The sequence below is a fragment of the Natrarchaeobaculum aegyptiacum genome, from assembly GCF_002156705.1.
GTDB lineage: Archaea > Halobacteriota > Halobacteria > Halobacteriales > Natrialbaceae > Natrarchaeobaculum > Natrarchaeobaculum aegyptiacum.
This window is the reverse complement of record NZ_CP019893.1, coordinates 1,208,355-1,230,380: the sequence shown is the minus strand read 5'-3', so window position 1 is coordinate 1,230,380 and position 22,026 is coordinate 1,208,355. Positions and strand designations below refer to the sequence as shown.

The window sequence follows — 22,026 nt, the reverse complement described above, 5'->3', positions numbered from 1 at the left end:
AATGGCGAACCAGATAATAACTACTATTACTGTGCAAGATGTTGTTGACAACCAGATGACCGACGACTCGATTCCCGTCACCGTCCTGTCCGGAACACTCGGCGCTGGCAAGACGACCACGCTGAACCACGTTCTGCGTGAAACCGACCGCGACCTCGCCGTCCTCGTCAACGACATGGGTGAGGTGAACGTCGACGCCGACCGCGTCGCCGAGTCCTCGAACATCGCCGACGAGGACGAGGAGGTGATCGAACTCTCGAACGGCTGTATCTGCTGTGAACTCCGCGGCGACCTGCTCGACGCCATCGGTGAACTCGTCGCTGCAGACCGCGAGTTCGACGCCATCGTCGTCGAATCGACCGGGGTCGCGGAACCGCTGCCCGTCGCCCAGACGCTCACCCTCGGATTCGACCAGACCGACCTCGAGCCGACCGAATTCTACGAGGAGACCGGCATCGAACCGCTCTCCGGCTGTCACCTCGATACGACCGTCACCGTCGTCGACGCCCACCAGTTCGACGCAGCGATGGAGTCCGACGAGATTCTGGACGACGACGGCACGAAAAAACACCTCGGAGACCTGCTGGTCGAACAGGTCGAGTTCTGCGACGTCCTCGTGCTCAACAAGTGTGATCTGGTCGCTGCCGACCGACTCGAGGCGATCGAGTCCACGCTCGAGGTCCTCCAGCCCCGCGCGACACTGCTCCGGGCCGAACACGGCCGGATCGATCCAGACGCGATTCTCGAGACCGAGCGGTTCGACTTCGAGGACGCCAGCCGGTCTGCAGGCTGGATCCGGGAACTCGAGCAGCCCCACGAGAGCGCCGAGGACGAACACGGCGTCACCTCGTTCGTCTTCGAGGCCCGGCGGCCGTTCCACCCCGAACGGTTCGCCGACCTGCTCGACGAGTTCCCGGATGCGGTGGTCCGTGCGAAGGGGCACTTCTGGCTTGCAACTCGCCCGGACGCGGCGCTCACGTTCAACGTCGCCGGACAGTCGATCCGGGTCGGACCCGGCGGTCAGTGGGTCGCGTCCCTGCCACCCGCAGAACGCGAGCAGCACGTCTCCGAGAACCCGGCTCTCGAGGAGGGCTGGCACGATCGCTGGGGTGACCGCAACGTCCGGCTGGTCGTCATCGGCGTCGAGATGGACCACGATGCGCTTCGCGAGGCCCTCGCGGACTGCCTGCTCCGTGACGACGAACTCGAGGCCGATCGTTCCGACTGGGAGGATCGGTTCCCGACGTTCGAGGCCGTAGCCGACGACCCGGACGGAGACGCCGAGCGAGGTGGTGCAGCGGCCGAGACGGAGGCCGACGCTCGAGACGAACAGGCCGAAATCGGGCTGGCAGACTGAGGTGACACACGACGTGAGCGACCACGACGGCGGGGATGGTCGGCACCGCGACGCCGACGATCGGGATGACGCAGCGGCTCGGACGGCGGACACCGGGATGGACTCCTCGTCACCGGGACCCTCGCCCTGTGACGAGGCCTACGTCGAACGGCGAGACTATCGTCCGGATACGTGTACGATCTACTCGTCGGTGACGGCGCGGACGGCCCGCGAGCAATGGATCAGGGCCTGGGGCGACGCGTTCGTCTCGCGAGAACAGATGCGGTGACCGCCTCGATCGGGGCCACCACCGCAGGGGGTTCGATCACCGCGCTATTCTACGTCGAAAACCGGGGATCGACGAGGCCGACGGACGATCGGCAGGGTGGGTCGTCTCGAGCCGACGTCACAGCGGTGTTCCCGGTCGTCAGTCTGCAGCCGTCACCACGATCGTGCCCGAGGCGTGGACCGTCACCGTGTACTCGGCGAGCCGGAACGAGACGCGACCGGCGTTCCGTCGGGCCGTGCCTCCGGTTGGGGCGAACAGGGTCTCGAGGCTGTCCGGATCGACGCGGTCGTAGAGACGATCGAGTTCGTCCGGTTCGGTCCCGGAGAGCGTCGCGACCGTCGAGACGATCGTTTCCGACAGTGACTCGTCGGTCTCCCAGTCGTGGGAGGCGATCGCGGTCTGGTCCTCGGGATCGATCTGGCTGGCGCAGTTGGTTTCCGGTGTTACCGTCATCGTGTTCACCTATCGGGGCCTGACTGTCAGCTCCGATGACGAAACGGGCTACCACGATCTCCAGTATAAATCCCTGTCAGACAATTTACGAAACTATGTAAGACGAAATAAGCTGAGGGCCACGACTGGTACCGGGTCCTGACGGTGACGTCCGTCATACGCCGTCCCGTCTGTCGATTCTGCTCCTGGTTCCTCGACGGTCTGTTTCGGAAATCGCGGTACTGCGTCGCCGTCGCCTCCGGGCGCGTCGAGCCACCGTCGTCAGCAGTCACAGTAGTCAGGCTCACAGCACGAGAGGTCTTCGAGGAACATCGATTTCTCTCGGTAGGCTGCGAGCGGTCCGGTGTCGACGCCCAGTCTGTCGCCGATCGTCTCGGCGACGACGGCGAACCGCTGGCGGAACTTGTAGATGAAACAGAACGGCTGGCCGTCGTGGGCGACCTGTGGGCCGGCGAGGAAGAGTCCCGGCGTCTCGGTCGACTCGTCACGGTCGGTGAGCACCGGTGTCCCGGCCGTGGCGTTGCCTCCGTTTTCGTCTTCATCAGTGGCGGCGTCGACGTCCCCGTTCCCCCTCTTACCCCCGTCAACGCGCTCGAACGCGAACAGGTCGTCGACGAGTCCGACACTCCCCTCGAACCCGGTGGCGAGGACCGGCGGCGTTCGTGAGACGACGTCGTCCCGGTCGGTGACGACGCGATAGCGGTCTCCGTCGCGGCGTTCGATTCGCTCGACGCGCGTCTCGGCGACGAGGTCGATCGGTCGGCCGGCCTCGCGTGCGCACTCGAGTCGATCGGTCGTCCGCGGGGAGAGGACCTCGCTCGGGTCGGGACTGCGGTACCGCCATGGGCCGTCGGGGTCGACCACCGTTACGGAGAGCCCTTCGTCGGACAGTCCGAGTGCGGCGTCGATCCCGCTTTCCCCGCCGCCGACGACCACCACGTCGTCCACCCTGTCCGTGTCGTCGTCCGGGCAAGCGATCGACTCGCCCATCCCGGAGGCCGTCTCTCCACCATCTGGTGCGGGACGCTCGGTCGGCGACCGACCGCTGGTCTCGTCACTCTCCCCGGTTGCAGGTGAGACGAGTCGCGCGTGTCGGGCCCACGAGTCGATCGACGCCACGTGGACGGCGTTGGCCGATCCCGGAATCGCGCCGTCGGCCGGATACTGGAACTCGCCGGCGGCCCACACCACGTACCGGGCCGCGATCGCGCCGTCCGCCGTCTCGAGGACGAACCCCTCGGCGTCGTCTCGAGGGTAGACGCGTTCGACGTCCGTCCCGGTTCGAATCGGGAGGTCGTGAAACTCCGCGACGGCCTCGAGGTAGCCGGCGTACTCCTGTCCGGTCGGGTGTTCGCTGTCGAGGGCGAGCGCTGGCGAGGTGTCGGGCGTGATCGCGTTCAGGTCCCGGACGCCGAACGCGTTCCCCGGGAACGACGGGGTCAACAGCCGCATCTCGTCTGGCCATCGACGAAAGGAGGAACCGACGCAGTCGCGCTCGAGGACACCATAGTCGACGTCGAGGTGCTCGAGGGCGACCGCGGTTCCGATCCCGGCGGGACCGGCGCCGACGATCGCGACGTCGTGGTCGCACGTGTGTGCGGTCGTGGTCGTCATAGTCGTGACCTCTCGCCCTGCGCACTTAACAACTTTGAGTATGGGGTTAACAATATTTGTGCTATGGGTCGGGAGATGGTATTAATAGGCGACGATCCTCGACGGGAATCGCGGAAAGCAGGACTTTTCACGGCGCGTAGACTGAGGGTCGTACTGATGCATCGACGTACGCTCGAGCGGAGGTGGCCCCGATGACGACCGACGTGACCGAAATTACGGTGATCGGAGAGGACGACACCGGACTGGTCGCTCGCGTGACCAGCCTCCTGTTCGAGCGCGGAATCAACATCGAGGACCTGGATCAGGCGGTTCGCGACGGCGTCTTCCGGATGTACCTCGCCGTCGACACCTCGGAGATGGTCTGTACCGAAGAGAAGCTCCGGGAAGCCCTCCACGAACTGGGCGACGACCTCGGACTGGACGTGCAGGTCCGGTTCCCCGCTGACCGAGAGACCCAGCAGATCGCCGTCCTCGTTACGAAGGAGAGCCACTGTCTCGAGGCGCTGTTCGAGGCGTGGGCCAACGACGAACTGGGGGCGGACATCGGCGTCGTCATCGGTAACCACGACGACCTGGAACCACTGGCCGACCAGTACGGCATCCCGTTCCACGACATCGGCGACGAGGGCGGCCAGCAGAACGAAGACCGGCTGCTCGACCTGCTGGCGGAGTACGACGCCGACCTCATCGTCCTCGCCCGCTACATGCGCATTCTCAGTCCGAACGTCGTCTTCCGCTACGAGGACCGGATCATCAACATCCACCCCTCGTTGCTGCCCGCGTTCCCCGGCGCAGAAGCCTACCGTCAAGCCGTCGAGGAGGGCGTCCGGATTGCCGGCGTCACCGCCCACTACGTGACCACGGACCTCGATCAGGGCCCGATCATCACCCAGCGCGCGTTCGACGTCCCGGACGACGCCGACGTCGCGGCCGTGAAACGTCGGGGGCAGCCACTCGAGGCCGACGCCCTGCTCGAGGCCGTCAAACTGCACCTGAACGGCGACGTCTCCGTCCACCGCGGCCGGACGACGGTTCGAGAGAACGGCACGGCCTACCAGCTCGGCCTCCCCGACGAACTCGAGGAGTTCACCCCGGATCGACCGGTCGACGGCCTCGCCAGCGCCATCTCCGACGAATCCTGACGCGCCACTTCTCGGTTCCTTGTTGTCCCGTCTCGACCGCTATCCGCCGTTCGCCGGCGCTATGTGAATAACTATCACTGAGGGTCCCTAATGCAATTTCACATTACGAACGCTCGCGTCATATTTGGTGGCAGTATTTTCGGGTAATCGCCGATTACTGAGCGATCGTCAGACGCTCGAGTTCATTTCGGAACGTTCTTACCTGCCGGTGGGTAACCAGTGGGTATGACACCCAACGTGGGATCGGTCGGCGAGCGATCGTCTGACGACCGTGAGGTAGTCGCAGCCATCGACGAGGTCGACGGCATGCGACAGCTCGTCATCGCCGATCTCGCGCGAGACGGCGCCTGGCTCTCGATGTGCGCGACAGACGCCGCATCACTCGAGGAGTGCCGATAACGACCGAGGACGGTACCGTTCAGTTCAGTTTTTGCGAGACCCGGTACTCAGGAGCGCCACGCCTCGAGACACTCGTCACTGCAGAATCGTCGAGAGACGACGGTTCCGTCCTCGATCCAGGTGAGGGTACGCGGAAGCGTCGCGTCGGCCAGGTCGTCGTCACACTCTCGACAGCGTGGTCCGTTCGACGCCTCGTCCATCGTCTCGGTCATCGATCGTGAGGTCGGTCGAGAACGACTTGAACGGTCCCGTTGCGGCGGTATCGGCCACCGACGGCGTCGAGAGCGACGGAACGGTCACTGGAAGTATCCTCGACGCCGAATTTCGTGACGAACGTCGAGCATATAGTCTAGCCGCTGTGCGATCGCCAAGTTTGGGTTGGAAGAACGGAAAAACGTCGGCGGCGAACGTCGCGGTTAGTCCGCTTCGTTGGCTTCGGCTTCGAGCGCCGCCCCACCTGCGGGCACGGCGTGGAGACGTTCGGTCCAGGTGTCGGAGACGACGGGTGCCAGCGCGAGGAAGGCGATGAACGCGACGAAAATCGTCAGAGCGACGCTTGCGACGCCCGCGATCGCGATCGTGAGGTCGAACGGGACGAGACTCGAGGCGACGATACTGGCGAGGGTCATTGGAGTCGTCCGGATATCTACAGGCCCATAATATGAGGGTTACTTTTTGCGCCGTGGGTGGGTCTCGATATCACGGCACAAACTGTGGGCGGCCGTCTAGAGTCGCTTGACGGACCCGATCGCCGTCGACAGTGGCGGTGCGTCGAACCACTCTTCGCCGGTGTAGGCATTGGTCCCGGCACAGTAGAGGTCGCGAGCAGTCTCGAGAACCGACTCTGCGAGCGGCTCGGGGTCGTCGTCGCAAAGTTTGCGCCAGTCGGCGACGTCCCGACGCTTGGCCTCCGCCTTGGCGTCGTCGACGGCCTCGACCCACGACGGCTGGGTGCGCTTGTGGTACTGGCGGAGCACTTCCTTCGAGAGCTGGACGTCTTCGTAGCTAAAACGATTCTCGTCGAAGGTCCCGACGACGTCGGCCACGCGGATCTCGCCGCCGACGTAGAGACACTCGATCTTGCCGTCTTCGTGGACGAGGCCGGCGTCGTCGGCCTGCTCGGTGACGACCCGGTTGACCTCGAGCGCGATCGACTCGAGGTCCTCGACGGCGGCCAGGCCCGCGATCTCGTCGGCGTCCGCCCGTGAGAGGTACCGGTCGCTCTCTTCGTACTTCGTGGAGAACTCGACGATCGGTTCCGCGAGGTCGACGGCCTCGTCGGGCCACTCCTCGAGGTCGAGGCCGTGGTCTTCGGGGTCGGTTCGTCGCCGGAGGCTCGAGCCGACGGGGACGCGGTTGCGGAAGACGATTTCGAGGGGGACGAGGTAGTTCTCGCCGGCCGCCTCGTGGTAGTGTTCGTAGTCGTACTCTCGGCCTTCGTGAGGGAGGTCTGGCACCTGCGTGAGGTCGATCGCCATCTCGCGTGGCGGCTCGTCGACCTCGGCCAGCGGGACGACTTCGCCGTCTGCGACGACGCCCCGGTAGTGGGTCGAAACGCCTTCGCGCTCGAGCAGTTCGAAGTTGAACGCCCCCATCGTACAGAGGCTCGCGCCTTTCTGAGGGATAGGGTCGGGCATCGGGCCCCAGTCGAACACCGAGTAGTCGTCGGTAAAGACGAACGCACCGCGGCCGAGGTCGCCCTCGGTTGGCGGTTCGTCGACGCGGAACTCCTTGACGCTCGTCACGGCAGGCACCTCGCTTCGGTCCGGTTGCCGTCGTTCATACTCGTAGTCCTGATGCGGCGCGCCAAGAAGGTTTCAGTATCGCCCGACGATTGTACCGACGCGTTTTCTCGAAACCGCCGGGTTCCAGCCCGTTTCGACCGATTACGTCATTCCCGGAGAATTTACTGGCCACAACTAATATCCTGCGTTAGCGGCATCGTTTCGCTAATGTCGTCGTTACTCGGCCGACTCCTCCCGGATCGGATACGCAGAAGCTACGTCGCCAAATTCGCGCTCGTCATCGTCGCTGTGCTCGTCGTCACCGTGGCTGCGGCTGGATTTTTCTACCTCGACATTACGGGCGAACTCACGGAGAACGTCCAGTACGAAACGGAAATGACGACCAGCGACGACGCCGACGAGCTTGCAACCTGGGTGGAGACGAACGAACGTAACGCAGAGTCGATCGCCGCTCGAGAGGAGTTCGTCTCCGGGTCGGGACTCGAGATAGAGAACGCCCTCGACGAGGAAGAAGAGAACTTACCGGACGAGATCGTCGCCGTCCACTACGTCAACGCCGAAACCGACGAAATACGCTATAGTACGGACTACGACTCCATCGGGGTCAATCTGGTCGATCTCGATCTCGACTTACACCTCAGACAGACGGCTGGCGGCGGCGTTTCGGAGTTCGGTTACACCGGTTCGATGCCCGACGAACCGTCGTTCTCCGACACCTACGAGCGTGACGGCGCCTACCTCGTCGCCTTCATTGCACCCTACGAGAACGACGAGGGTGAGGAACGGGCGGTGATGATCGAAGCGGACGTGACCCAGATGGGTAACCTGTTCCACACGCCCCACGAAGACGGCGGCGTCAAAGTCGTCGACACCAGCGACGGTGACGTGATGATCGCCCAGTATCACGACGACATCCTTTCGACGTACCGTGAGGGATCGACGAACCTGATCGTCAGCGCGACCCGCTCGGGATCGGGCATCACGGGAGTTACCGAGGACGACGAAACCGACGAACTCATCGGGTACGCGCAGGTCGATGGCACCGACTGGGTACTCATCTACCACGTCCCACAGAGTCAGGCGTACGCGATCACCCAGGACGTCGCGACCTCGCTGGCTGGACTCATCGCCATCGCCCTCGCCGGATTCCTCATCATCGGCGCCACCATCGGTCGATCGACGGCACGATCGATGGACGAACTCGCGGGCAACGCACACGCCCTTTCGAACGGAGAACTCGACCTCGACCTCGAAGCGGACGACCGGATCGACGAGGTCGGACAGGTCAGACACTCCTTCGCCGACATCCGGGCGTACCTCGAGACGGCAGCCGATCAGGCCGATGCCATCGCCCGTCAGGAGTTCGACGCGCCGATCCTCGAGGAGGAGGTCCCCGGCAAACTCGGCGACTCCCTCGAGACCATGCGGGCCGACCTCGAGTCCTCGATCGATGACCTCGAGTCCTCGAAGGCCGAGGCCGAAGTCGCCCAGGAAGAGGCCGCCGAAGCCCGCCGCGATGCGGAGGAACTCGCACAGCGACTCGAGCAGAAAGCGACCGAGTTCGGCACGGTCATGGGTCGTGCGGCGGCAGGCGACTTCACCCAGCGCCTCGACGAGGACGTCGACAACGACGCACTCGCGGAGATCGCCAGTTCGTTCAACGGCATGCTCGAGGACCTGGAGCGAACGGTCGTGAACGTACAGGAACTGGCCGAGGACGTCGATCGGACGAGTGCGGACGTGACCGAGCGCGTCGGCCAGATCGAACGGGCGAGCGACGACGTCAGTCGCTCGACGGAGGAAATCGCGTCGGCGACGGCCGACCAGAGCGACCGGTTCCAGGAGGTCAACGCGGAGATGAACGACCTCTCGGCGACCGTCGAGGAGATCGCCGCGACGGCGAACGACGTCGCCGAGGTGTCCGAGGGCGCAGCCGAGGAGGCCGATCGTGCGAGCGAAGCGACCGGCGAGATCCGGACCGAAATGGACCGCCTCGAGGATCGCGCGGAAGCGATCACCGAGCAAGTCGCCGAACTCGACGAGGAGATGAGCGAGATCAGCGACGTCGTCGACCTGATCGACGACATCGCAGAGCAGACGAATCTGCTCGCGCTGAACGCCTCGATCGAGGCGGCGAGTGCGGGCGACAGCGGTGACGGGTTCGCCGTCGTGGCAGACGAGGTCAAATCCCTCGCCGAGGAAACCGGCGAGGCCACCAAGGAGGTCGACACCCTGATCGCCGACGTCCAGCAGTCGGTCGACGAAACCGTCGCAGAGATCGACCGCATGCGCGATCAGGTCGACGACGGCGTGACGGTCGTCGAGGAGGGGATCGAGGCCATCGACGAGATTACCGAGCAGGTCGACCGGGCCAACGACGGCGTCCAGTCGATCAACGAGGCGACCGACGAACAGGCCCGGGCGAGCGAGCGGGTCGTGACGATGGTCGACGAGGCGACCGAGATCAGCGAGGAGACCAACGCCGAGACCGAGACCGTCGCTGCTGCCGTCGAAGAGCAGACGGCCTCGATCTCCGAAGTCGCCTCGGGTGCCCACTCGCTGACCGAGATGGCCGACGAACTCCGCTCGGCGCTCGACGCCTTCGAGGTCGACGCCGACGCCGTCGATACCGCCGGCTCGGGATCGGGAGTCGACAGCGGCTTCGACGGGGGAACCGACGCCGGCCTCGAGTCGACGTCCCGAACCGAGGACCTTGCCAGCGACCCCGGCACGGATTCGTCCGCACTCGACACGCTCGCCGTCGACGACCCAGACGCTTCTGCGCTGGATACGCTCGCGGGTGACGACGCCGAGGAGACGGCTCCGGATACCGTCGAAGACGACGCCGCGGAAACAGCGGCCGACCTCGAGCCCTACGACGCCGAGGACCAGCCGACCAACGTCGAACCGTACGAAGACGAGGACCAGCCGACCGACCTCGAGCCCTACGACGCCGAGGATCAGCCGACCGACATCGAACCGTACGAAGACGAGGACCAGCCGACCAACGTCGAACCGTACGAAGACGAGGATCAGCCGACCGACATCGAACCGTACGAAGACGAGGATCAGCCGACCGACATCGAACCGTACGAAGACGAGAACCAGCCGACCGACATCGAGACGTTCGACTACGACGAGTCCGAGATCGTCGGTGACGACGGCACCGACGAGTAACCCGGACTGCTCCCGGAGTCGACTCGATCGCTCTCGACCGCTTCACCGGCAAGCAGAGCCGGTATCCCCGACGTGAACGGACCAGCACCCTTTTCTCGCTGTATCGGTATCGTCACCACGATGGCGCGACCGGTGACCGAGGCCGACCTCGAGTTCGAGCACGTTCCGGAGACCGACCAGTCGTTCGAGAACGCCCTCGAGAAGGCCCGCGACGGCGACCGGCTGACGGTCGACGACGCGATCGAGTTACTCACCACCGGCACGGACGTCGAGGGGATCGACCGCCAGCGGAAAGAGCGGGTTCTCGAGGCGGCCGACCACCGGCGTGCGGACGTGGTCGGCGAGGAGGTCACCTTCGTCGCGAACCTCAACAACAACGTCACGACGGCCTGTAACGTGGGCTGTCTCTTCTGCAATTTCAAGGACGCCGCACACACCTTCGAGGTCGATTCGGACGTCGAGACGGCTGGCTTTACGAAGACGCCCGCCGAGTCCCGTGAAATCGTCGCCGACGCGGTCGACCGTGGCATCTACGAGGTCACCTCGGTCTCGGGACTGCATCCCGCGTTCGCACTGGACGCGGAACACCGCGAGATCCTCGAGGCCCACCCGGCCCCGAAGGCGGTCAACTACAGGCCGCCAGCGCAGTACGAGACGAGTCCGGGTACCTACACGGAACAGATTTCGGCGATGAGCGTCGACGGCGTCCACGTCCACTCGATGACGCCCGAAGAGGCCTACCACGCCCGACGGGGGACCGACTGGTCTTACGAGGAGGTCTACCGCCGACTCCGAGACGCCGGACTCGATACGGTTCCCGGCACCGCAGCCGAGATTCTGGTCGACGAAGTCCGTGACGTGATCTGCCCCGGCAAGATCGACACCGCCGGCTGGATGGACGCGATGGAAGCGGCGGCCAACGTGGGACTGGGGACGACCGCGACGATCATGTACGGCCACGTCGAGAACGAGGCCCACCGGGCGCTCCATCTGGAGCGCATCCGCGACCTGCAGGACCGAACGGGCAACGTGACGGAGTTCGTGCCGCTGTCGTTCATCCACCAGAACACGCCGCTTTTCGAACACGACGTCGTCTCCGGCGGGGCCTCCCGCGACGAGGACGAACTGATGATCGCCGTCGCGCGGCTCTTCCTCGACAATATCGATCACGTCCAGTCCTCGTGGGTCAAGTACGGCGACGAAGGTGGGCTGAAGATGCTCTCCTGTGGTGCCGACGACTACATGGGGACGATCCTCTCCGAGGAAATCACGACCCGCGCTGGCGGCCAACACGGCGAGTTCCGCTCGTTCGCCGACTACGTCGAGATGATCACCTCGATCGGCCGCGTGCCGGTCGAACGCTCGACCGACTATTCCGAACGACGCGTGATCGACCCCGAGGACCCGCCGTTCGGTCCCGAACTCGGCCCGAAAGCCGACGGTACGCCGCTGCTCGCACCCGACGAACGGGACCGGCGAACGATGTTCGCAGACGACTGATCGAACTGTGTCGGCCGGCAACCGCGATCGATCAGCCTCGCATCCGCACGAACTGCACCCCGCCGTGGTCCTCGCGCTCGAGACTGCCGTCCTCGCGCTTTCGCGCCTCGATGAGCGTCTGGAACGCGGTCCCGATCGGGGCCAGCAGTCGGCCGCCGGGTCGGACCTGCTTGCGAACTGCCGCCGGGAACTCGGAAGCGGCGCAGGTCAGGTAGGCCGCATCGTACGGTGCGTGCTCGGACCACCCCTCACGTCCGTCGCCGACGCGGACCGAGACCTTGCCGTATCCGATCTCCGCCAGCGTCCCGCGGGCCCGTTCGGCAAGTTCCGTGCTGTACTCGACGCTATAGACGTGCTTGGCACCCACGATCTCTGCCGTCACCGCGGCGTGATAGCCACAGCCGGTGCCGATCTCGAGGACGTCCTCGCCGGCCTCGAGGTCCAGCACGTCGGCCATGATCGCCACCATGTGCGGTGCGCTGATCGTCTGCCCGTCACCGATCGGCAACGGTCGGTCGACGTAGGCGCTTTCCCGGCGGCCCTCGGGGACGAACGCGTGCCGCGGAACCGCAGCGAGCGCCTCGAGCACCCCCTCGTCGTCGATTCGTGACGACAACCGATCGATCATCCGCTCTCGTGCGGCCGCGAGGTCGTCGTCGGTCGGATCGGACGCGGTACCCGCATCGTCGGAACCGAACCGGTCGATCATGGGCTGGTATACCACGGCTCGAGCAATAGGCTATGGGGCGCTCGTCGGTGCTGGCGTCTTTCGCGTGACCGTTCCAGTCGTCAAGGTGTTCGTCACGGAACCTGTTCGAGGCCTGACGCCGGTTCTCGAAACGACTACCAGGCGGACCAGGCGGTGCTCGTCTCGTCGTAGGCGTAAATGCGCTTTGCGTCCTTCGCGACGATTGCGTCGCCGCGTTCTTCGTAGCGGTCGCGGTCGTACCCGGTCGCGTCGCTGCGAACGACGAAGGCGTCGATCTCGAACTCGTCGTCGCCGAACTCCTCGACGGTGCCGACTTCGAACTCGTAATCGCCGGGAACGTAGACCGTGATCGAACGACTGTCCTCTCGGCGGCCGTCCTGTGGGTGGACGGTGACGTTGACCGCCACGTTGTCTACCTCGCGGCTCCAGACCGTCTCGATTTCCTCCGCCGGAGCAACCTCGACCCGTTTGTGCCCCTCGAGTTCGAGGCTCGTCACCCGGACCGTCGAGAGCACTTCCTCGGTTTCGAGGATGAACTCGTCGCCGACCTCGATGGTCTCGTCTTCGGGCGTGGTGACGTTCGCAGGGAACGACTCGCCTTCCTGCGAAACGATCACATCGAGGGTGACCTCGCGCGTGTGGTCGGGAGTCACCTTGTGGACGTGGCCACACTCGGTACAGCGGACGGTGAACGTGCCGCCGCCCTCGGTGACGGTCAGTATCTCGTGGACCGTCTCGAGGTCCGGCGAACACGACGGACACGGCGTGGGCACCCTGTCGGGGGTGTCCTGAACATCGGTCATAGCACGCCGTAGACGCCACACCCGTAAAAGGCGATTGGACCGCGGATGCACGTACAGTCCCGGCTGCGGCCCACGACGACGTCACCCAGTACCGCCCGACCGGTTGCTGGTCGTGGGAAGCGCCGCCGATCAGCGTTGCTCGTCCGCTGGCTCTCGATCCCGATTCCGATCTCGGGTCCCGTCGTGATCCTGCCCCAGATCCCGACTTCGATCCCGTCCTCGCCGTTGATCTCGAGTCCGGTTTCGATCGCTGGCACGTCTACGGCCCGTCGTGACGCGTTCGTCGTTCGTGCCAACGTACCGCCGTGCGTCGTCGATCGTCTCCGTCTCGAGCAACCGTTCGACCCGGCGTTCGAACTCCAGTTCGCTGAGTTCGCCGCGGGCGTACCGCTGGCGAAGCTCTGCCAGGGCGTCCTCGGCCTCACGCTCGCTGTCGCTCGAGCCGCCGGATGGCCCGTCCTGACGCTCTTCGTACAGACTCGCGGCGGCGAGTGCCATCGGAAGCACGCCGGCGAACCCCACGACGAACACGATCCAGAACGGGGCAACCCCGACGGCCAGCAAGCCGAGGCCGACCGCGAGCGTGACGGACGTGACGGTGACTGTCACCAGAATTTCCAGTCGAGTCACCTCGTCGTCGCTCGAGTCGTCCTCACCGTTCATGGGAGGTTCCACTCGAGTCCGGGTGATAATTCTTGGTACGCGGTCCGGCTGATACGTGCCGGTCAGCCCTCTCGGTCGCCGAACTACTCGTCAGTCGTCGGCAACTCGATCTCCTCGCCGTCGACGAACACGGTGGGCTTCCGGATGATGCCGTCCAGATGCAGCGGCGCGTCGGTCTCGCCGCCGATGCCGGCGTTGTCACCGATAGCGACGTGGACCGTCCCGGCGGCCTTCTCGTCCAGCAGGACCGACCCGATGAGGTCGGTGACGCCGACGTTCGTCCCGATGCCGAGTTCGGCGAGATTGCGAGCCGCGTCGCCGGCTTCTTCCTCGGCCTCCTCGACCTGCCGGCGGATCTCGTCGTCCGAGATTTCGGTGACGAGGCCGTCTTCGACGACGAACTCGAGTTCCTCGCCCTCGAGCAGGCCGTGGGGGCGCATCGTGCCGTCGACGACGTAGGTCCCCTCCGCGGAGACGGGGCTGATGAACACCTCGCCAGCGGGGAGGTTCGAGAACGAGCCGGGGTCGCCCACGTCGCCGGTGTCGTCGTGCCACTCGCGGTCGCCGAGGATGACCGTGAGGTCGGTCCCGCGGTCGGTCGTCACGCGAATCTCGTCGGCGTCAGCGACGCGCTCGAGCATCCGTTCGCACTCTGTGAGAATGCGGTCGTAGTCGGCGTCGAGGCCGGTGACGAACACCTCCTCGGTGATTCCCGGCAGGGTCGCGCCGCGAGCACCTGCGTCGGTGGCATCCGAGCGGGCGCGGGTGTGGCTCAGGCTCTTCGTCGTCGGTGCGAGGAAGGCGTCTGCACCGCTGAACGCGGCAGCCACCGGTTCGGGGGGCTCGGCACCGTGTTGTTCACCCGGCGGGAAGCGGACGACAGTCGCGTCGTCGGTGATCTCCCTCGCTACCTCGTAGAGGGCCTCACCGATCGGTTCGCGTTCGTCGTCGGTGACGATCACGCAGGACTCGCCGGCCTCGAGCGCCAGACACTGCCTGACGGCGGTGCTGGCAGCCGCGTCGAGTTCGGACATGGCTACTAGTCACGCAAGCGGACCGATAGCTCTTCCCCTCCGCCCTTCGATATCGAAGCAGTGAGTGTCGATCACACGTGTCGGTCACGGTCGATGATGGTTCGGCTTGCGACGACCTGATAGGTGACGAGTCGGCCCGAGACGGCCTCTCCGCTCGTCTCGTGACGTGCTGGTGGTGGTCGACCCGCGCCGGATTCCGGTAGTACTCTCTGGCGAGTAAATCCGCGTCGAGACGCCTCGAAACGGTTATCCGCTTCCGTCTTGGACACCCGGGTACATGATACAGGTCGCGATCAACGGCTACGGTACGATCGGCAAGCGCGTCGCGGATGCCGTTGCCCTCCAGCCAGACATGGAGGTCCTCGGCGTCGCCAAGACCCGGCCGAACTTCGAGGCCGAGACGGCCATCGAGAAGGGCTTCCCGCTGTACGCCGCGATCGAGGAACGCGCCGACCAGTTCGAGGAGGCCGGCCTCGAGATCGCGGGCCTCGTCGACGAACTCGTCGCCGAGGCGGACGTCGTCGTCGACGCCACGCCCTCCGGGATCGGTGCCGAGAACAGGTCTCTCTACGAGGACCACGACACGCCGGCGCTCTATCAGGGTGGCGAGGACGCCGACGTCGCCGACGTGAGCTTCAACGCCCGATCGAACTACGCCGAGGCGACGGGTGCCGACCACGTCCGCGTCGTCTCCTGTAACACGACCGGTCTCTCGCGGGTCATCGCCCCCCTCCGCGAGGAGTACGGCGTCGAGAAGGTCCGGGCGACCCTCGTCCGCCGCGGCGGCGACCCCGGCCAGACCGGCCGCGGCCCGATCAACGATATCCTCCCGAACCCGGTGACGATCCCCTCCCACCACGGCCCCGACGTCGAGACGATCTTCGACGATCTGGACATCGACACCCTCGGGATGAAAGTGCCCGCCACGCTGATGCACATGCACAGCCTGAACGTCACCCTCGAGGCGGAGGTCGACGCCGCGGACGTCCGTGACCTGCTTTCCGACGAGTCGCGCCTGTTCCTGATCCCCGAGCGCCTCGCGATCGACGGCAGCGGTAAGCTCAAGGAGTTCGCGATGGACGCCGGTCGGCCGCGGGCTGACATCTGGGAGAACTGCATCTGGGAGGAGTCGATCTCGACCGTCGACCGCGACCTGTATCTCTTCCAGGGGATCCACCAGGAGTCCGACGTCGTCCCCGAGAACGTCGACGCGATCCGGGCAGTCCTCGGCGAGGCCGACGCTGCAGAGAGCATCGAAACGACCAACGAGACGATGGGCGTCGGGCTCTGAGCGGCCCCGAACTGGAATCTCCGTTCTGCAGATCGGACTCGTCACTTCGAATCTGGACCGGCTAGGATCCGCTTCTGGAGGTCGACCGCGGTCTCGGGCTCGCTTCCGCGAAACGGTGTCGGTGGCACCCTACTCGAGGTCGAACAGCATGCCGGGCCCGTCGACCGCGAATCCTGCCGCCCGCCCGAGGTCCCACAGCGTCGCGCCGTTGCTCGTCACCACCGGTACGCCGAGGTCGTCCTCGAGTTCCTCGACCGCCGCGAGCGACCGGTAGTTCGTGCAGGAGACGAAGACGGCGTCGACGTCTGCAGCGTCGACTCCCTCGCGAACCTGTATGGCGGCGTCGTCGGGCGTCAGCGCACCAATTTCTACGTTCGCCTCGATGCCGCGGCCGTCGATGCTCGCGACCTCGATGCCCGATTCCTCGAGAAAGTCGCGTTCCTTCTCGTCGAGATCGGCCGTGTACGGCGTCTGGACGGCGAGGCGTTCGACCTCGAGGGCCTCGAGTGCGCGGACGACCGACCGTGCGGTCGCCACGGCGGGCGCGTCGGTGACCGACTCGATCTCGTCTTCGAGTTCGGCGTCGAACCCGGGACCGTGAAGCAGGCTCCCGGTGGTGCAGGCGTAGGCGACGGCGTCGACGTCGGCGTGGCCGAGCAGGTCGGCCGCCCGACGCACGTCGTCGCTCATCGCGTCGAGTGCGTCGACGGTGACCGACTCGAGGGACATCCGAGCGCCGTGGACGGTCACCGAGTCGGGAAGCGCCGCCCGGAACTCGGGTTCGGCAGTCGTGTTCGAGGAGGGGACGATCAGTCCAAACCGTCCGGGCGCGGTAACGTTGGCTGGCACGGTCCTAGTCGCTCCGTTTTCCGGCGCGTCGGTCTGCCTCGAGTGCCGCCTCGTCACGCTCGTCAGGGTCGCCGTGTCCACCGCCACCGGGCGTCCGGACCGTGACGGTCGTCCCGGCCTCGACGTCGACGGTCCTCTTCGCGGGGACGGACTCGCCGTCGATCAGGTTCTCGCCGGTCGCGCCGTCCTCGCCGCCGGCAACCCCTGCTGGCGCGTGCCGACGTCGTTCGGTCAGCAGCGAGACCGTGGCGTCTTTCTCGACGGTGACGGTCCGCTCGAGGCCGAGGCCACCCCGGAACTGGCCGTCACCGCCGCTGTCCTCGCGGAGCGCGTAGCGCTCGATCCGGAGCGGGTACTCGGTCTCGATCGACTCGACGGGCGTATTCAGCGTGTTGGTCATCCCGACCTGGACGCCGTCCATCCCATCGCGGTCCGCTCGAGCGCCGAAGCCGCCGCCGATCGTCTCGTAGTAGGTAAACGAACCGTCGCGCGCACCGATGGTCAGGTTGTTCATCGTCCCCTGCCCCTGGGCGGGGACGCGATCCGGAGCGGCCTTTGCGAGCGCGGTGAAGACGACGTCGGTGACGCGCTGACTGGTCTCGACGTTGCCGCCGACGACCGCTGCCGGGGGCTCGGGGTTGAGCATCGATCCCTCGGGGGCGTCGACGCTAACCGGCTCGTAACAGCCGTGGTTCGGCGGAATCTCGGGGTCGGTGACGCAGCGAACCACGAAGTAGACCGCGCTCTTGGCGACCGCGAGCGGTGCGTTGAGGTTGCCCGCGAGCTGGTCGTCGGTTCCCGAGAAGTCGACGTCGATCTCCTCGCCGTCGACGGTAACGGTCACGCTGATCTCGATGTCGTCGTTCGTGACGCCGTCGCCCTCGAGGTGGTCGGTCGCCTCGTAACTGCCGTCGGGCAGGTCGGCGATCTCGTCGACCATCCGCTCGTGGGAGTAGTCGATGACGGCGTCGAAGCCTTCGAGGACGGTCTCGCGGCCGTGTTCGACGAACAGTGCCTCGAGTCGTTCCGCGGCGCGTTCGTTCGCGGCGAGTTGCGCTCGCAGATCGGCGCGCCGTTCGCGGGAGTTACGGACATTCGCGAGGACGAGCGAGTGGACGTCCTCACGGCGATCGCCGCCTTCGACGAGGCGGGTCGGCGGGAGCCGCAGCCCCTCCTGATAGATCTCCCGTGCGCCCGCGGGCATACTGCCCGGAGTCATCCCACCGACGTCGGCGTGGTGGGCCCGGGAGACGGCGTAGCCGACGATCTCGTCGTCGGCCGACAGCGTCGACACCATCGTCACGTCCGGCAGGTGCGTCCCGCCGGTAAACGGATCGTTGAGCACGAAGACGTCGCCCGGCTGGGGCTCGAGGTCGCGGACGGCCTCGACGGCCGCCGGCATCGCCCCGAGATGGACCGGGATGTGTTCGGCCTGGGCGATCATCCGTCCCTCCGCGTCGAACAGCGCCGTCGAGCAGTCCCGCCGTTCCTTGATGTTCGGCGAGTAGGCACCGCGGATCAGGGTCTGGCCCATCTCCTCGGCGATGCTCTCGAGCTGGTTGCGAAGCACTTCCAGCGTTACCGGGTCGATACCTGCGTCGGTGTCGGTCGTATCAGTCATCGGTCGTCCACCCCCTCACGGGTCATCACGAGGCTTCCATCTGCCAGAATGTCGCCCGCCCACGTCGGGGGAACGACGGTCGTACTCTCTGCCTGTTCGAGGATTGCGGGTCCAGAAATCGTCACGCCGGGTGCGAGTCGATCGCGCTCGTAGACTGTGGTCTCTCGTGGACCTGCACCGGGGAAGTACGCCTCGCGCGTGCCGAGGAGTGCGTCGCCCTCGCCGTGGTGGCGGACGGTCGGTTCGGTGCCCGGGATCGTCGCCGTCGTCCGCAGGTTGACGACCTCGATCGCCTCGTCCATCGCGTAGCCGTAGGCCCGTTCGTGTGACTCGTGGAACCGCTCTTCGACCGCGGCGGCGCTGAACGAGTCACCGACGGGGACGGTCAGTTCGAAGCTCTGGCCGGCGTACCGGCAATCTGCGGCGCGTTCGACCCGTGCGGCGTCTGGATCGGAGGCGTCGGCGAGCACGTCGGCGACGAGGTCGCCGTACACGTCCTCGAGCGTCGCGGGTGTGGCCTCCTCGAGACCGACGCCGACGGTTCGGACGGCGTCGTAGCTCTCGTCGGCTGCCAGCAGACCGAACGCCGAGAGGACGCCGCCCGGACGTGGGACGACGACACGGTCGACCTCGAGCGCGTCCGCGAGCGCCCCGGCGTGCATCGGGCCGGCACCGCCGAACGCGACGAGTGCGAACTCCCGTGGGTCGTGGCCGCGTTCGACGGTCACCGCACGGATCGTCCGGGTCATCGTCGCGTTCGCGACCCGGTAGACGCCCTGGGCCGCCTCGAGTGCGTCCTCGAGACCGGCCTCCGCGGCCAGTCCATCGAGGACGTCGTGAGCCGCCTCGACGTCCAGGGTCATCTCGCCGCCGAGTGCGGTTTCGGGGCCGATGTAGCCCAGCACGACGTTGGCGTCGGTGACGGTGGGGTCCGTTCCGCCGTTCCCGTAACAGGCGGGGCCGGGGTCGGCACCCGAGGACTGGGGGCCGACCCGGAGTGCGCCGCCGGCGTCGACCCAGGCGATCGAGCCACCGCCCGCACCGACGGTGTTGACGTCGACCATCGGCGTCCGGATCGGCAGGCCGGCGATCTCGGCGTCGGTCGTTCGTTCGGCCTGTCCGTCACGGACGAGGCTCACGTCGCTCGAGGTGCCACCCATGTCGAAGGTGACGAGCCCGGCGACGTCGTCGTCGGGGACGGTCGCGGCCGCGCCGACGACGCCCGCAGCGGGACCGGACATCGTCGTCGTGACGGCGTGTTCACGCACCGTCTCGGGGTCGGCGATGCCGCCGTTTGCCTGCATGATCCGTGGCGCTGGAATGCCCTCGCTTTCGGATTCGTCGACCAGCCGGCCGACGTAGCTGTCGATCGCCGGCCGGACGTAGGCGTCGACGGCCGTCGTCGAGGTTCGTTCGAACTCGCGAAACTCCGCGAGCACCTCGTGGGAGGCCGACACCGGGACGTCGAGTTCCTCCCGCAGGATCGATGCGGCGACCCGTTCGTTCTCGGTGTCGGCGTAGGCGTGCAGCAGGCAGACGGCGACGGCCTCGACGTCGCGCTCGTCGATCGTTTCTGCCAGCTCGCGGACGTCCTCCGGAGCGACTTCCGACTCGATTCCATCGTCGGTCGTCCGTTCGGCCACCTCGAACCGCAGTTCGCGCGGGACGAGCGGATCTGGCTTTTCGGCCTCGAGATCGTACAGATCCGGCCGATTCTGGCGGCCGATCTCGAGGACGTCCCGGAACCCCTCGGTCGTCACGAGCGCGGTTTTCGCGCCGCCACGTTCCAGGAGGGCGTTGACCGAGACGGTCATCGCGTGGGCGAAGTCGTCGATCTCGCCGGGGTCGATCCCGGCGCGCTCGCAGGCCTTGTGGATACCCTCGAGGACCCCGACGCTCTGGTCGTCGGTGGTCGGCACCTTCGCGGTGACGAGCCGGTCGTCGACCGAGAGGGCGACGTCGGTGAAGGTGCCGCCGACGTCGACGCCGATTCGGGTGTCGTCGGTGTTCATACTCGTAGTCGAAACCGCTTGCGGGGAATCGTTGTCGTTTACGTCGTTCATGTAGATCGAAATCAGGAACTGTCGTTAGAGCACGAGAACGTCGTACAGCGTCTGTAGCCCGATGCCAATCGCCACGAGCGTGACGACTGCACCGAGTGCGTTCTGGAGCGTGCTGTTCGTGTGTTCGCCGAGCAGTTCGTCGTTGTTCATCGCGTAGATGAGGAAGACGGCCAGAATCGGCAACAGGAGCCCGTTGGCGACCTGTGCGAAGATAATTACTTCGACCGGGTTCAGTCCGAGTCCCGAGAAGACGATCCCGACGCCCAGGATCGTCATCCAGATCGCGCGGAACTTCGTCGAGGTGAGGTCACGGTCCCAGCCGAGCGCACCAGCGGTCGCGTACGCACCGGCCAGCGGCGCACTCATCGCGCTCGTGAATCCGGCGGCGAACAGCCCGATCGCGAAGAACGTGAGTGCGTAGCCACCGAAGACCGGCTCGAGCTGGTCGGCCATCGCGCCGACGTCGCCGATCTCGGTTCCCTCGGGGAAGACGGCCGCGGCAGTGACGACGATGGCCGTCGTGATGATCCCGCCGACGATGATCATTCCCACGGTGTCGGTCCGACACTCCGCGAGGTCCTCGGCGCCGTCCCAGCGTTCCTGGACCGTACTGGCGTGTAAGAACAGGTTGTAGCCGACGACGGTCGTGCCGATCAGGCCGGCGATCAGGTAGGCCGATCCGTCGGGAACTGTAGGGACGAGCCCGACCGACAGCGAAACGAGGTCCGGTCCGACCACGATGGCGTTGATCACGAACGCGAGTCCCATGATCGCGACGAGTCCGATGAAGACTCGCTCGATCAGTTTGTAGTTACCCGACCATAGCAGGGCACCGGCGACGAGGCCGATGACCGGTCCCCAGACGTTCTCGCTGACGCCGGTAATCGTCGAGAGACCAGCGGCCCCACCGACGATGTTGCCCGTCTGGAACGCTGCGGTCCCGATCCCGATCGCCCACACGACGAGGATAACCGCTCCCCACTTTACGAACGGGTTCGAAAACTCGTTCCGAAGCGCCTCTCCCAGTCCTTCCTGTGAGATCAGGCCGAGTCGTGCGCTCATCTCCTGCAGGACGATCGTCGCCACGATCGAGAACGCGATCGTCCACACGAGCAGGTACGCGTACTCCGCACCGATGACGCTCGCTGTCGTCACGGTTCCCGGTCCAACGAACGCCGCTGCGACGAGCGCTCCCGGACCGATCGCTTTGATTCTGTCTGCTATTCCCATGTTACGGCATCACACTTCTCCGATTCCGTATTAAAAATACCGTTAAGCGGCAGTCATATGCCTATTAGATCGGAACTACACTGAACATATGGGTTATGAATCTGTATG

At 65.8% G+C, this 22,026-nt stretch carries 20 protein-coding genes; 7 read left to right on the top strand and 13 right to left on the bottom strand.

Annotation, left to right across the window (positions count from 1 at the left end; all coding sequences use genetic code 11):
• Nucleotides 1–55 precede the first annotated feature (55 nt).
• Together B1756_RS06115 and B1756_RS06110 are read left to right on the top strand one after the other, a co-directional pair.
• The gene (locus B1756_RS06115) at nucleotides 56–1,357 is read left to right on the top strand and encodes a GTP-binding protein (protein ID WP_086887746.1); all 1,302 of its coding nucleotides are present in this window, start codon (nucleotides 56–58) and stop codon (nucleotides 1,355–1,357) included.
• A 13-nt stretch (nucleotides 1,358–1,370) separates the two neighbouring features.
• On the top strand, nucleotides 1,371–1,625 hold the full coding sequence (locus tag B1756_RS06110) for a DUF7511 domain-containing protein (protein ID WP_228434492.1): 255 nt from the start codon (nucleotides 1,371–1,373) through the stop codon (nucleotides 1,623–1,625).
• 138 nt (nucleotides 1,626–1,763) lie between these two features.
• Here the strand turns inward: B1756_RS06110 and B1756_RS06105 are convergent, their stop codons facing one another.
• Both B1756_RS06105 and B1756_RS06100 read right to left on the bottom strand, forming a co-directional pair.
• Nucleotides 1,764–2,078, bottom strand: a complete 315-nt coding sequence (locus tag B1756_RS06105) for a DdfA family disk-determining factor (RefSeq protein WP_086890067.1) — start codon at nucleotides 2,076–2,078, stop codon at nucleotides 1,764–1,766.
• A gap of 261 nt (nucleotides 2,079–2,339) precedes the next feature.
• The gene (locus B1756_RS06100; RefSeq protein ID WP_086887744.1) at nucleotides 2,340–3,692 is read right to left on the bottom strand and encodes an NAD(P)/FAD-dependent oxidoreductase; all 1,353 of its coding nucleotides are present in this window, start codon (nucleotides 3,690–3,692) and stop codon (nucleotides 2,340–2,342) included.
• 191 nt (nucleotides 3,693–3,883) lie between these two features.
• Between B1756_RS06100 and B1756_RS06095 the strand changes: the two genes are divergently transcribed.
• Nucleotides 3,884–4,834: a formyltetrahydrofolate deformylase gene (locus B1756_RS06095; RefSeq protein ID WP_086887743.1), complete on the top strand. Its 951-nt coding sequence runs from the start codon at nucleotides 3,884–3,886 to the stop codon at nucleotides 4,832–4,834.
• A 225-nt stretch (nucleotides 4,835–5,059) separates the two neighbouring features.
• Complete coding sequence (locus B1756_RS19560; protein WP_186336506.1) at nucleotides 5,060–5,233, top strand: DUF7556 family protein; 174 nt, start codon at nucleotides 5,060–5,062, stop codon at nucleotides 5,231–5,233.
• Nucleotides 5,234–5,280: 47 nt separating this feature from the next.
• Here B1756_RS19560 and B1756_RS19360 read toward each other — a convergent pair whose 3' ends face one another.
• From B1756_RS19360 to B1756_RS06085, 3 genes are all read right to left on the bottom strand, one after another.
• A complete protein-coding gene (locus B1756_RS19360) occupies nucleotides 5,281–5,445 on the bottom strand; it encodes a DUF7576 family protein (RefSeq protein ID WP_161493151.1) in 165 nt (54 codons plus the stop codon).
• A 204-nt stretch (nucleotides 5,446–5,649) separates the two neighbouring features.
• Nucleotides 5,650–5,862 (bottom strand): hypothetical protein, encoded by a 213-nt coding sequence (locus B1756_RS06090; protein WP_086887742.1) that lies wholly within the window; start codon nucleotides 5,860–5,862, stop codon nucleotides 5,650–5,652.
• Between the two features lie 96 nt (nucleotides 5,863–5,958).
• A complete protein-coding gene (locus B1756_RS06085; RefSeq protein ID WP_086887741.1) occupies nucleotides 5,959–6,978 on the bottom strand; it encodes a phosphoribosylaminoimidazolesuccinocarboxamide synthase in 1,020 nt (339 codons plus the stop codon).
• Between the two features lie 207 nt (nucleotides 6,979–7,185).
• On the opposite strand from B1756_RS06085, the gene B1756_RS06080 reads away from it, so the two are divergent.
• Together B1756_RS06080 and cofH are read left to right on the top strand one after the other, a co-directional pair.
• The gene (locus tag B1756_RS06080) at nucleotides 7,186–10,155 is read left to right on the top strand and encodes a methyl-accepting chemotaxis protein (RefSeq protein WP_086887740.1); all 2,970 of its coding nucleotides are present in this window, start codon (nucleotides 7,186–7,188) and stop codon (nucleotides 10,153–10,155) included.
• Nucleotides 10,156–10,275: 120 nt separating this feature from the next.
• A complete protein-coding gene (cofH, locus tag B1756_RS06075) occupies nucleotides 10,276–11,655 on the top strand; it encodes a 7,8-didemethyl-8-hydroxy-5-deazariboflavin synthase subunit CofH (protein WP_086887739.1) in 1,380 nt (459 codons plus the stop codon).
• A gap of 31 nt (nucleotides 11,656–11,686) precedes the next feature.
• Here the strand turns inward: cofH and B1756_RS06070 are convergent, their stop codons facing one another.
• The 4 genes from B1756_RS06070 to B1756_RS06055 all read right to left on the bottom strand — a co-directional run bounded on the left by B1756_RS06070 (nucleotide 11,687) and on the right by B1756_RS06055 (nucleotide 14,864).
• Entirely contained in the window at nucleotides 11,687–12,364 is a 678-nt protein-coding gene (locus B1756_RS06070; RefSeq protein ID WP_086887738.1) for a protein-L-isoaspartate(D-aspartate) O-methyltransferase, read from the bottom strand.
• Between the two features lie 134 nt (nucleotides 12,365–12,498).
• On the bottom strand, nucleotides 12,499–13,167 hold the full coding sequence (locus B1756_RS06065) for an HVO_0476 family zinc finger protein (RefSeq protein ID WP_086887737.1): 669 nt from the start codon (nucleotides 13,165–13,167) through the stop codon (nucleotides 12,499–12,501).
• A gap of 129 nt (nucleotides 13,168–13,296) precedes the next feature.
• Nucleotides 13,297–13,830 carry an SHOCT domain-containing protein gene (locus tag B1756_RS06060; RefSeq protein ID WP_120649695.1) on the bottom strand — a complete coding sequence of 178 codons (534 nt, stop codon included), beginning with the start codon at nucleotides 13,828–13,830 and terminating at the stop codon, nucleotides 13,297–13,299.
• Nucleotides 13,831–13,913: 83 nt separating this feature from the next.
• Nucleotides 13,914–14,864, bottom strand: a complete 951-nt coding sequence (locus B1756_RS06055) for an aminopeptidase (protein WP_086887736.1) — start codon at nucleotides 14,862–14,864, stop codon at nucleotides 13,914–13,916.
• A gap of 277 nt (nucleotides 14,865–15,141) precedes the next feature.
• Between B1756_RS06055 and B1756_RS06050 the strand changes: the two genes are divergently transcribed.
• Nucleotides 15,142–16,155: a type II glyceraldehyde-3-phosphate dehydrogenase gene (locus tag B1756_RS06050; RefSeq protein ID WP_086887735.1), complete on the top strand. Its 1,014-nt coding sequence runs from the start codon at nucleotides 15,142–15,144 to the stop codon at nucleotides 16,153–16,155.
• A gap of 129 nt (nucleotides 16,156–16,284) precedes the next feature.
• Here B1756_RS06050 and B1756_RS06045 read toward each other — a convergent pair whose 3' ends face one another.
• The 4 genes from B1756_RS06045 to B1756_RS06030 form a co-directional block, all read right to left on the bottom strand.
• Nucleotides 16,285–17,004, bottom strand: a complete 720-nt coding sequence (locus B1756_RS06045; protein ID WP_086887734.1) for a maleate cis-trans isomerase family protein — start codon at nucleotides 17,002–17,004, stop codon at nucleotides 16,285–16,287.
• A 4-nt stretch (nucleotides 17,005–17,008) separates the two neighbouring features.
• Nucleotides 17,009–18,625, bottom strand: a complete 1,617-nt coding sequence (locus B1756_RS06040) for a hydantoinase B/oxoprolinase family protein (RefSeq protein ID WP_086887733.1) — start codon at nucleotides 18,623–18,625, stop codon at nucleotides 17,009–17,011.
• Entirely contained in the window at nucleotides 18,622–20,637 is a 2,016-nt protein-coding gene (locus B1756_RS06035; protein ID WP_186336505.1) for a hydantoinase/oxoprolinase family protein, read from the bottom strand. The genes B1756_RS06040 and B1756_RS06035 overlap by 4 nt, the downstream gene beginning before the upstream one ends.
• A gap of 75 nt (nucleotides 20,638–20,712) precedes the next feature.
• Entirely contained in the window at nucleotides 20,713–21,918 is a 1,206-nt protein-coding gene (locus tag B1756_RS06030; RefSeq protein WP_086887731.1) for an Nramp family divalent metal transporter, read from the bottom strand.
• Between the last annotated feature and the right edge of the window lie 108 nt (nucleotides 21,919–22,026).

Excerpts from the sequence above, each read along its gene's own strand:
- B1756_RS06090 (WP_086887742.1), bottom strand. The coding sequence starts at position 5,862 with ATGACCCTCGCCAGTATCGTCGCCTCGAGTCTCGTCCCGTTCGACCTC.
- B1756_RS06040 (WP_086887733.1), bottom strand. The coding sequence starts at position 18,625 with ATGACTGATACGACCGACACCGACGCAGGTATCGACCCGGTAACGCTG.
- B1756_RS06030 (WP_086887731.1), bottom strand. The coding sequence starts at position 21,918 with ATGGGAATAGCAGACAGAATCAAAGCGATCGGTCCGGGAGCGCTCGTC.
- B1756_RS06115 (WP_086887746.1), top strand. The coding sequence starts at position 56 with ATGACCGACGACTCGATTCCCGTCACCGTCCTGTCCGGAACACTCGGC.
- B1756_RS06105 (WP_086890067.1), bottom strand. The coding sequence starts at position 2,078 with ATGACGGTAACACCGGAAACCAACTGCGCCAGCCAGATCGATCCCGAG.
- B1756_RS19360 (WP_161493151.1), bottom strand. The coding sequence starts at position 5,445 with ATGACCGAGACGATGGACGAGGCGTCGAACGGACCACGCTGTCGAGAG.
- B1756_RS06060 (WP_120649695.1), bottom strand. The coding sequence starts at position 13,830 with ATGAACGGTGAGGACGACTCGAGCGACGACGAGGTGACTCGACTGGAA.
- B1756_RS06100 (WP_086887744.1), bottom strand. The coding sequence starts at position 3,692 with ATGACGACCACGACCGCACACACGTGCGACCACGACGTCGCGATCGTC.
- B1756_RS19560 (WP_186336506.1), top strand. The coding sequence starts at position 5,060 with ATGACACCCAACGTGGGATCGGTCGGCGAGCGATCGTCTGACGACCGT.
- B1756_RS06080 (WP_086887740.1), top strand. The coding sequence starts at position 7,186 with ATGTCGTCGTTACTCGGCCGACTCCTCCCGGATCGGATACGCAGAAGC.
- cofH (WP_086887739.1), top strand. The coding sequence starts at position 10,276 with ATGGCGCGACCGGTGACCGAGGCCGACCTCGAGTTCGAGCACGTTCCG.
- B1756_RS06050 (WP_086887735.1), top strand. The coding sequence starts at position 15,142 with ATGATACAGGTCGCGATCAACGGCTACGGTACGATCGGCAAGCGCGTC.
- B1756_RS06095 (WP_086887743.1), top strand. The coding sequence starts at position 3,884 with ATGACGACCGACGTGACCGAAATTACGGTGATCGGAGAGGACGACACC.
- B1756_RS06055 (WP_086887736.1), bottom strand. The coding sequence starts at position 14,864 with ATGTCCGAACTCGACGCGGCTGCCAGCACCGCCGTCAGGCAGTGTCTG.
- B1756_RS06065 (WP_086887737.1), bottom strand. The coding sequence starts at position 13,167 with ATGACCGATGTTCAGGACACCCCCGACAGGGTGCCCACGCCGTGTCCG.
- B1756_RS06070 (WP_086887738.1), bottom strand. The coding sequence starts at position 12,364 with ATGATCGACCGGTTCGGTTCCGACGATGCGGGTACCGCGTCCGATCCG.
- B1756_RS06035 (WP_186336505.1), bottom strand. The coding sequence starts at position 20,637 with ATGAACACCGACGACACCCGAATCGGCGTCGACGTCGGCGGCACCTTC.